6 protein-coding genes and 1 pseudogene are annotated in these 7,520 nt (G+C 67.7%); 3 read left to right on the top strand and 4 right to left on the bottom strand.

Translation table 11 applies throughout. The features are described from left to right. Positions 1–632, bottom strand: a pseudogene (locus AC099J_RS29770) (alpha/beta hydrolase domain-containing protein); the annotation flags it as partial. Positions 633–872: 240 nt separating this feature from the next. Here AC099J_RS29770 and AC099J_RS29765 point away from each other — a divergent pair. The 3 genes from AC099J_RS29765 to AC099J_RS29755 all read left to right on the top strand — a co-directional run bounded on the left by AC099J_RS29765 (position 873) and on the right by AC099J_RS29755 (position 4,639). Continuing rightward, positions 873–1,982 (top strand): 5-methyltetrahydropteroyltriglutamate--homocysteine S-methyltransferase, encoded by a 1,110-nt coding sequence (locus AC099J_RS29765; protein ID WP_479618934.1) that lies wholly within the window; start codon positions 873–875, stop codon positions 1,980–1,982. Between the two features lie 90 nt (positions 1,983–2,072). Beyond that, complete coding sequence (locus AC099J_RS29760) at positions 2,073–3,452, top strand: phospholipase D-like domain-containing protein (RefSeq protein WP_479618933.1); 1,380 nt, start codon at positions 2,073–2,075, stop codon at positions 3,450–3,452. A 197-nt stretch (positions 3,453–3,649) separates the two neighbouring features. Then, positions 3,650–4,639 (top strand): sugar phosphate isomerase/epimerase family protein, encoded by a 990-nt coding sequence (locus tag AC099J_RS29755; protein WP_479618932.1) that lies wholly within the window; start codon positions 3,650–3,652, stop codon positions 4,637–4,639. A 573-nt stretch (positions 4,640–5,212) separates the two neighbouring features. On the opposite strand, the gene AC099J_RS29750 is transcribed toward AC099J_RS29755, so the two are convergent. The 3 genes from AC099J_RS29750 to AC099J_RS29740 are packed head-to-tail and all read right to left on the bottom strand — an operon-like array spanning position 5,213 to position 7,507. Continuing rightward, positions 5,213–5,689, bottom strand: coding sequence for a glyoxalase superfamily protein (locus tag AC099J_RS29750; RefSeq protein ID WP_479618931.1), 477 nt, complete (start codon positions 5,687–5,689; stop codon positions 5,213–5,215). Between the two features lie 40 nt (positions 5,690–5,729). Next, positions 5,730–6,608 (bottom strand): carbohydrate ABC transporter permease, encoded by an 879-nt coding sequence (locus tag AC099J_RS29745; RefSeq protein ID WP_479618930.1) that lies wholly within the window; start codon positions 6,606–6,608, stop codon positions 5,730–5,732. Next, positions 6,608–7,507 (bottom strand): carbohydrate ABC transporter permease, encoded by a 900-nt coding sequence (locus AC099J_RS29740; protein ID WP_479618940.1) that lies wholly within the window; start codon positions 7,505–7,507, stop codon positions 6,608–6,610. The genes AC099J_RS29745 and AC099J_RS29740 overlap by 1 nt, the downstream gene beginning before the upstream one ends. Positions 7,508–7,520 lie beyond the last annotated feature (13 nt).

The raw sequence follows: 7,520 nt of genomic DNA, 5'->3' as shown, positions 1-7,520 counted from the left end.
TCCAGGCTGGCCGGGGCGTAGGGGATCATGCTGCCGTTGAACACGCCGCCGGGCAGCGTCATGACGGGCGTGGCGGCGCTCGGCACCAGTTCGGCGCGGTAGGGGCCGGTGATGCTGCTGCCGTCCGCATTCTTGGCGGTGGGCACCGTCACCGTGAGGCGCGCCGGGTTGCTCTTGGGCACGTCGCCCTGCCAGGCCGCATACAGCACCACGTAGCCGCGCTCCAGGTACACGGCATCGCTGGGCGTGGCCGTGGGGTTGAGCATGGTCAGGATGTTGCCGCGGTTGGGCGCGTCGTAGCGCAGCACGCCACTGGCCTTGGCCATGTCCTTGGGCTTGAGCATCGTGAACTCGGCGCTGTACTCCACCATGCCGCGCGCGTTGACCGGGGCCAGCGCCAGGTCCTGGATGACGGCGTTCTTCGGGTCCTTGGGGTCGACCTCGCCGGCGATGGTGCCGGTCAGCTTCTCGTAGGCGCCGACGCTGCCGTAGCTGCCGGCAAAGTCTTCGGTGGCGGTGATGCTCGGGCGCAGTGCAGGCGTCGCGGCCTGCGGGGCCGGGGCGTCGTCGCCGCCGCATGCGGCCAGGGTGCAAGCGGCGAGCAAGGGTGCGACCCTGGAACGGCTGGGCATGAGGTCGTCTCCTTGGAATTGCGATGGATTGGCACTCTTGCAGACAACAGCCGGTCTCGTCCATCCCCAAGGCAGTGGACGTCCCGGTAACTGTGTGTATGTCAGCCATTCCGTCGGCACCCCAGGCCCTTCAAAGCGCGGCGTACACTCCCGGCCCCGCAGGCGCCCGCCCTGCGGCACGGCCCCTGGCGCCGTGCCTTCGGGCCTGCGTCGCCGCACCGCCCACTTCACGGAGGAACCATGATCCAGCTACCCGCCCGCTACGACCACGTTGGCAGCTTTCTGCGCCCCGCCTACCTGCTGGAGGCGCGCGAGCAGAAGGCCCAGGGCACCATCGACGCCGCGCAACTGCGCGTGGTGGAAGACAAAGCCATCGCCGAGATCGTGCAGTTCCAGCAGGACGTGGGCCTCAAGAGCATCACCGACGGCGAGTTCCGCCGCACGTACTTCCACATCGACTTTCTGGAGCAACTGGGGGGCGTGAAGACCGACATCCCGGTCACCATCACCAAGCCCGACGGCACGCAGGAACTGGCGCCCCCGGTCATGCGCGTGATCGACAAGGTGCGCCACACCACCGACATCCAGCGCGCCGATTACGAATATCTCAAGAGCCAGGTGGCCGCGGGCTGCACGCCCAAGGTGACCATCCCCTCGCCCACGATGCTGCACTTTCGCGGCGGGCGCGCCGGCATCAGCCGCGAGCACTACCCCGAGCTGGACCCGGCGTTCTACGACGACGTGGCGCAAGCCTATGGCGACGAGTTGCGCTCGCTGGCCGCCGCTGGCTGCACCTACGTGCAGATGGACGACACCAACCTGGCCTACCTGTGCGATGAGAAGATGCGCGAGGCCGCCCGCCAGCGCGGCGATGACCCGAACGAACTGCCGCACCGCTACGCCCAGTTCGTCAACAAGGTCGTCGCGCAAAAGCCGCCCGGCATGCTGCTGGCCATGCACCTGTGCCGCGGCAACTTCAAGAGCACGCACGCGGCGGCCGGCAACTACGAGCCGGTGGCCGAGGCACTGCTGCAGGAGATGGACCTGGACGCCTATTTCCTCGAATACGACGACGACCGCTCGGGCGACTTCAAGCCGCTGCGCTATCTGCCCAAGGGCAAGACGGTGGTGCTGGGCCTGGTGACCACCAAGTTCGGCCAGATGGAAGACAAGGACGAGCTCAAGCGCCGCATCGACCAGGCCGCCCGCTACGCGCCCCTGGAGCAGCTGGCGCTCTCCCCGCAGTGCGGCTTTTCCAGCACCGTGCACGGCAACAACATCGCCGTGCAGGCGCAGCGCGACAAGCTGCGGCTGGTGGTGGAGACGGCTCGCGAAGTGTGGGGCGGGTGAGCATGCCGGCGGCTGCCGACGCCGATGCCCCTTCGACCCGGCTCTCTCCCGCAAGGGCAGTGAGCCCGCCCAGCTGACCGGCTGACGCCCGTGGCCCACGCACTGCTGGAGTGGCTGCCCAGCGTCTCGCAGCACTTGCTGTTCGGGGCGCTGGCGGTGCTGGTCTATGTGCTGACGAACCGCGCACGCCGCCAGCCGCGCGCGCCCACCACGGCGATTGCCTGGGTCATGGGCCTGGCGCTTCTGCCCTATCTGATGCTGCCGCTGTTCCTGCTGTTCGGCCAGCGCAAGCTGCGCCCGGCGGGCCGGCCCCGGCTGCGCGGCAGTGGCGTGGTGCCGCGCTTCACACACTGGGCGGCGGATCTGCTGGATGGCTTCGAGCTGGCACCGCCCAGTGCCAACCGGGTGGTCTTCCATGCCGACGGCACGGGCGCGCGCGAGGCGCTGTGGGCCGTCATTGCCGACGCGCGGCACCGGCTGGATGTCAGCACCTTCATCATCGGCCGCGACGCTTTTGGCGACGAGGTGGTGCACCGGCTGGCCGACCGTGCGCGCGCCGGCGTGCGGGTGCGGGTGCTGCTGGACGGCTTCGGCGCGCTGCAGCTGCCGCGCCGCCACTTCGATCGGCTGCACGAGGCCGGCGGCGATGTCGCCGTCTTTCGCCCCTTGCTAGGCCTGCGCAACACCGGCCCGCGCAACCTGCGCAACCACCGCAAGCTGGTGATCGCCGACGACCAGCGCCTGTGGAGCGGCGGGCGCAACCTGGCCGCCGAATACTTCGAGGGCGATGTCGACAAGGAGGCCTGGACCGACCTCAGCTTCGACATCGAAGGCCCGGTCGCCAGTGCCGCGGCCTGGCAGTTCGAGCGCGACTGGAGCGCCGTGCGCCAGACCGTGCCGCGCCGCGTGGTGGCAAGCCCGGCCATCACGGGCGCACCGCAAGCGCAGTTCTTGCCCAGCGGCCCGGACCAGGCCGAAGACACGGCCCATGCGCTGCTGATCGACGCCTGCTACCGCGCCGAGCAGCGCGTGCTGGTGGCCACGCCCTACTTCATCCCCGACGACGCGTTGCGCGACGCCCTGCGCCGTGCCGCCCGGCGCGGCGTGGCGGTCGACATCGTGCTGCCCGAGATCTCCAACCACCGCCTGGCCGACCTGGCCCGCAGCCGCGCCATGCGCGATCTCGCAGCAGCCGGCGTGGTCTTCCATCTGCTGCCCACGATGTCGCACGCCAAGGCCGTGGTGGTGGACGAGCAGTTTGCGCTGGGCGGCTCGATCAACCTGGACCTGCGCAGCCTGCTGCTGAACCACGAGGCGGGCGTGGTGTTTTATGGGCGCGAGGAGATCGGCTGGATGGCGCGCTGGATCGAAGCGCAGCGCGCGCTGGGGCGGGTGTATGTGCCCGCGCAGCCGGGGCTGCTGCGCGATGTGGCGGAGGGGTTGTTGCTGGCGGTGGCGTTTCAGCTGTGAGCGCTGCCGCCTCGCCTCTTGGAGATTTGTCACGCCGCGCCGGGCACGGTAAGGGTTGGTAACCGGATCGGCCACACCGGTACGGGGGCCGGTAACCTGCACAGGCTTGCGCATGGGCTCGAAGACGAGCGTCGAGCTTGCCATCAGGTCCACGTCGCCGAGCGATCCCAACAACCACAAGCAGGAGACCTGATCCCATGCGCGAAGCAGACAACAAGCCCACGGCACGTCCCCACACGCCCGGCACCAAGGCGCACGAGACCGAAGGCGGGCGCCGCAGATTTCTCAGGAACGTGGCAGCCACGGCTGCAGCCGTCCCGGCGCTGGCGGGCCTCTCGGCCATGCCGGCCCAGGCGCGCGACCACCGGGGCCGAGGCCGCTCGATCCCACGCGAGAACATCAGCATCCAGCTCTACACGCTGCGCCAGCTGGCGGCGCTGGAGCCCAAGCTGCAGGCCCTCGCGGCGATGGGGTACCGCACGGTCGAGCATGCCGGGTTCGGGGGCCTGACGGCGGCGCAGTTTCGGGCGGCACTGCAGCAAAGCGGCCTGCGCGCGACGTCCGGGCACCAGTCCATCCCGCAGCCATGGAACGAGACCACCTGGTACCAGACGGTGGCCGACGCGGTGGCCGTCGGCCAGAAGTACATCGTCACGCCGCTCAGCCCGATCACGTTCTTCCCGACCGACGGCGACGCCTCGAAGATCAAGGGGCTGACCACGGTCGCCGCGTGGCAGCAGTTCGCCGAAGACCTGAACCGCGCCGGCGCCATCGCCCGCTCTGCCGGGCTGCGGTTCGGCTTCCACAACCACTTCTGGGAGTTCTCTGCGCTCGACGAAGACACGCCGCGCGTGGGCTTCGACATCCTGCTGGCCGAGACCGACCCGCGGCTCGTGCACTTCGAGCTGGATCTGTACTGGACCTGGTTCGCCCACCGCGACCCGGTGCACCTGCTGGCCTACGCGGGCGAGCGCATTCGGCAGTTCCACGTCAAGGACATGCGGTATGTCGACCACAAGCCGACGTTTGCCGACGTCGGCACCGGCGTGATCGACTTCGCCCGCATCTTCAAGGCGGCGGGTGACACGCACGACCACGAGTACATCGTCGAGCGCGACGACGCGGGGTTGAATGCGTTGAACACGGCGCGGGTGGGGTTCGAGTACCTGAGTCGCTTGAAGGTCTGAGGCTCAGGCCTTTTCAGTCATTGAGGCGTGCTGCGCCGCCGCCCGCAGTCCTGCGCTCCTCGGCGCGGCCACAGGTTGGCCACGGCGGCCACCCCAGGCCGGGCTACGTGGGGGGTGGCTGAAGCGCTGTCGGGAGACAGGCTCGCGTCACGCGGGCGCGTTCTCCGGACTACCGCCGGCCTCTCTCTCTCTCCAATCACCAGCGGCCTCTCTCTCGGGACTATCAGCAAGCACCGCGCATCGGAGTCAGCCGCACCGAGCCCGGCATGGGGTACCCCCAGGGCCGGCACTGCAGATGCGCCGAGGAGCGCAGTGGCATGGGCGGTGGCGAAGCACGCTTCGTGAACTGACTCATTGCACCTGTTCGAGGTGAACGAACGCAGTGAGTGGTGCGAGTTGTGCAATGCGCCCATGCCGCGAGCACCGCAGGGGACCCCGAGCCCCTGGGCGAGGGGCGCTGAGCCGGGCCGGCCCTGGGGGTGCCCCATGCCGGGCGGCCCCCCGTGCACACCCGACACTCAGGAAATGCACCGATGGAACAAAAAGCGTAGGTCTGGCGCCTGCCCTGACCCTTCAGGCTTCGCCCGTCGGGGGCAGTGTGCCTTCGGCGCGCGCCTTCAGGTACTCGGCCCGTACCTGCGCGCGAGTGAGCGACGCAGCCGCCCCAGCATCGGCACGAGGCGCACCGAGCCCCTGGCCTTCGCAGAACCGCAATCGGTTACCGAACGGGTCGGTCAGCACCAGCTCGCGCCCGACTGAGCTTGCCTGCAGCTCCGGCAACGGCTGGCGGTGCGGCCTCGCGCGCAGTTGGCCATGCAGGGCACCGAGATCGGTAACGGGCACGACCAGAAGCGCGCCCGGTGTGCCATCTTCATGCCGCTCACTCAGGCGCAGTACCAGCGCGTCTCGGTGCACCTGCGCGATGAACGGGCCACCCTCGCTCGCGCCCTGCTCCCAGTCCAACGTGCAGCCGAGTTCGTCCAGGTAGAACGCCTTGGCCAGGTCGACCGAGAAGATACGCAGTACAGGGATCGCGGCGGCGAATGACATAGGCGCATTCTGACGCTGCGGCGCTGCGTCCTGGCCGGCCCTACTCCTTCACCGACCCCGTCATCCCCGACACGTAGTACTCGACGAAGAACGAGTAGACAAACGCCACCGGCAGCGAGCCCAGCAATGCCCCGGCCATCAGCGGCCCCCACTGATAGACATCGCCCTGAACCAGCTCGGTGACCACGCCCACAGGCACCGTCTTGACCTCGGACGAGGAGATGAAGGTCAGCGCGTAGATGAACTCGTTCCACGACAGCGTGAAGGCGAAGATGCCGGCCGAGATCAGCCCCGGCACGGCCAGCGGCAACACGATCTTGACGAGGATCTGCCAGCGGGTGGCGCCGTCGATCAGCGCGCACTCTTCCAGTTCGGCGGGGATCGATCGAAAGTAGCCCATCAGCAGCCAGGTGCAGAACGGGATCAGGAACGTCGGGTACGTCAGGATCAGCGCCCAGCGCGTGTCGAACAGGCCCAGGTTGAACACCACGTTGGCTAGCGGGATGAAGAGGATCGACGGCGGCACCATGTACGCCAGAAAGATCGACAGACCCACGTGCTTGCTTCCTTTGAAGCGCAGCCGCTCGATGGAATACGCGGCAAAGACCGAGGCCGCCAGCGAGATGAAGGTGGACACGACCGACACCAGCACCGTGTTCCACAGCCACTGCGGGTACGAGGTTTCGAACAGCAGCTTGCGAAAGTGGTCCAGCGTCGGGTTGATGACCCAGAACGGATTGCCGTCGCGCGACAGCAACTCGGCCTCGGGCTTCACGGCCGTGATCGCCATCCAGTAGAACGGGAACAGCAGCACGATCAAAAAGACCAGCAGCGGCAGGTAGACCGTCACCGCCTTGCGCGGGATCGAGTCCAGGTAGGACATGCCGACAGCGTCGACATCGGAGCTCTTGGCAGCCATCAGTCTTTACCACCTTGTTGCCAGGCCCGCCGCTGCAGGCCGAAGAAGCTGAACAGCACGCAGGCCAGCAGGAACGGCACCATCGCAATGGCGATCGCCGCGCCCTCGCCCAGCGCCCCGCCCGAGATCGCACGCTGGAACGACAGCGTGGCCATCAGGTGCGTTGCGTTCAGCGGGCCACCGCGCGTGATCACGTAGATCAACTGGAAATCGGTGAAGGTGAACAGCACCGAGAACGTCATGACCACCGCGATGATGGGCGTCAGCAGCGGCAGCGTCACATGGTAGAACTGCTGCCAGCGCGTGGCCCCGTCGATGGCCGAAGCTTCATAGTACGAGGGCGAAATCGTCTGCAGCCCCGCCAGCAGCGTGATGGCCACGAAGGGCACGCCACGCCAGATGTTGGCCACGATGACGGCGAAACGCGCGTTCCATTCCGAGCCCAGAAAATCGATGTAGGTGTCGATCAACCCCATCTTCACCAGCGCCCAGCTGATGATGGAGAACTGCGAGTCGTAGATCCACCAGAAGGCTATCGCCGACAGCGCCGTCGGCACGATGTAGGGCAACAGAATGACGGCGCGAAAGAACGACTTCATGCGCAGGTGCTTGTTCAGCAGCAGCGCCAGGTACAGCCCCAGGAGGAACTTGAAGATGCTGGCCACCACCGTGTAGAACAGGGTGTTGAACAAGGCCAGCCGCGTGACCGAGTCGCCCCACAGGTAGATGTAGTTGTCCAGCCCGACCCACTCGCCGCCGCGGCCCACCTTGGTGTCGGTAAAGCCCAGCCAGGTCCCCAGCCCCAGCGGGTAGGTGAGGAACAACAGCAGCAGCACGGCTGCCGGCAGCATGAAGAGAAAGCCTAAGCCGTTGCGGCTGTTCTGCAGGCGGGCGAGCATGGTCATGGAGAGG

Source organism: Rhodoferax sp. RT4P68, assembly GCF_056521305.1.
Note: the sequence above shows the minus strand (reverse complement) of the source record. Positions and strands in the feature narration are given on the sequence as shown.

What these genes read in the sequence shown, in the direction of transcription:
- AC099J_RS29765 (WP_479618934.1), top strand. Translation starts at nt 873, where the DNA reads ATGATCCAGCTACCCGCCCGCTACGACCACGTTGGCAGCTTTCTGCGC.
- AC099J_RS29755 (WP_479618932.1), top strand. Translation starts at nt 3,650, where the DNA reads ATGCGCGAAGCAGACAACAAGCCCACGGCACGTCCCCACACGCCCGGC.
- AC099J_RS29750 (WP_479618931.1), bottom strand. Translation starts at nt 5,689, where the DNA reads ATGTCATTCGCCGCCGCGATCCCTGTACTGCGTATCTTCTCGGTCGAC.
- AC099J_RS29745 (WP_479618930.1), bottom strand. Translation starts at nt 6,608, where the DNA reads ATGGCTGCCAAGAGCTCCGATGTCGACGCTGTCGGCATGTCCTACCTG.
- AC099J_RS29740 (WP_479618940.1), bottom strand. Translation starts at nt 7,507, where the DNA reads ATGCTCGCCCGCCTGCAGAACAGCCGCAACGGCTTAGGCTTTCTCTTC.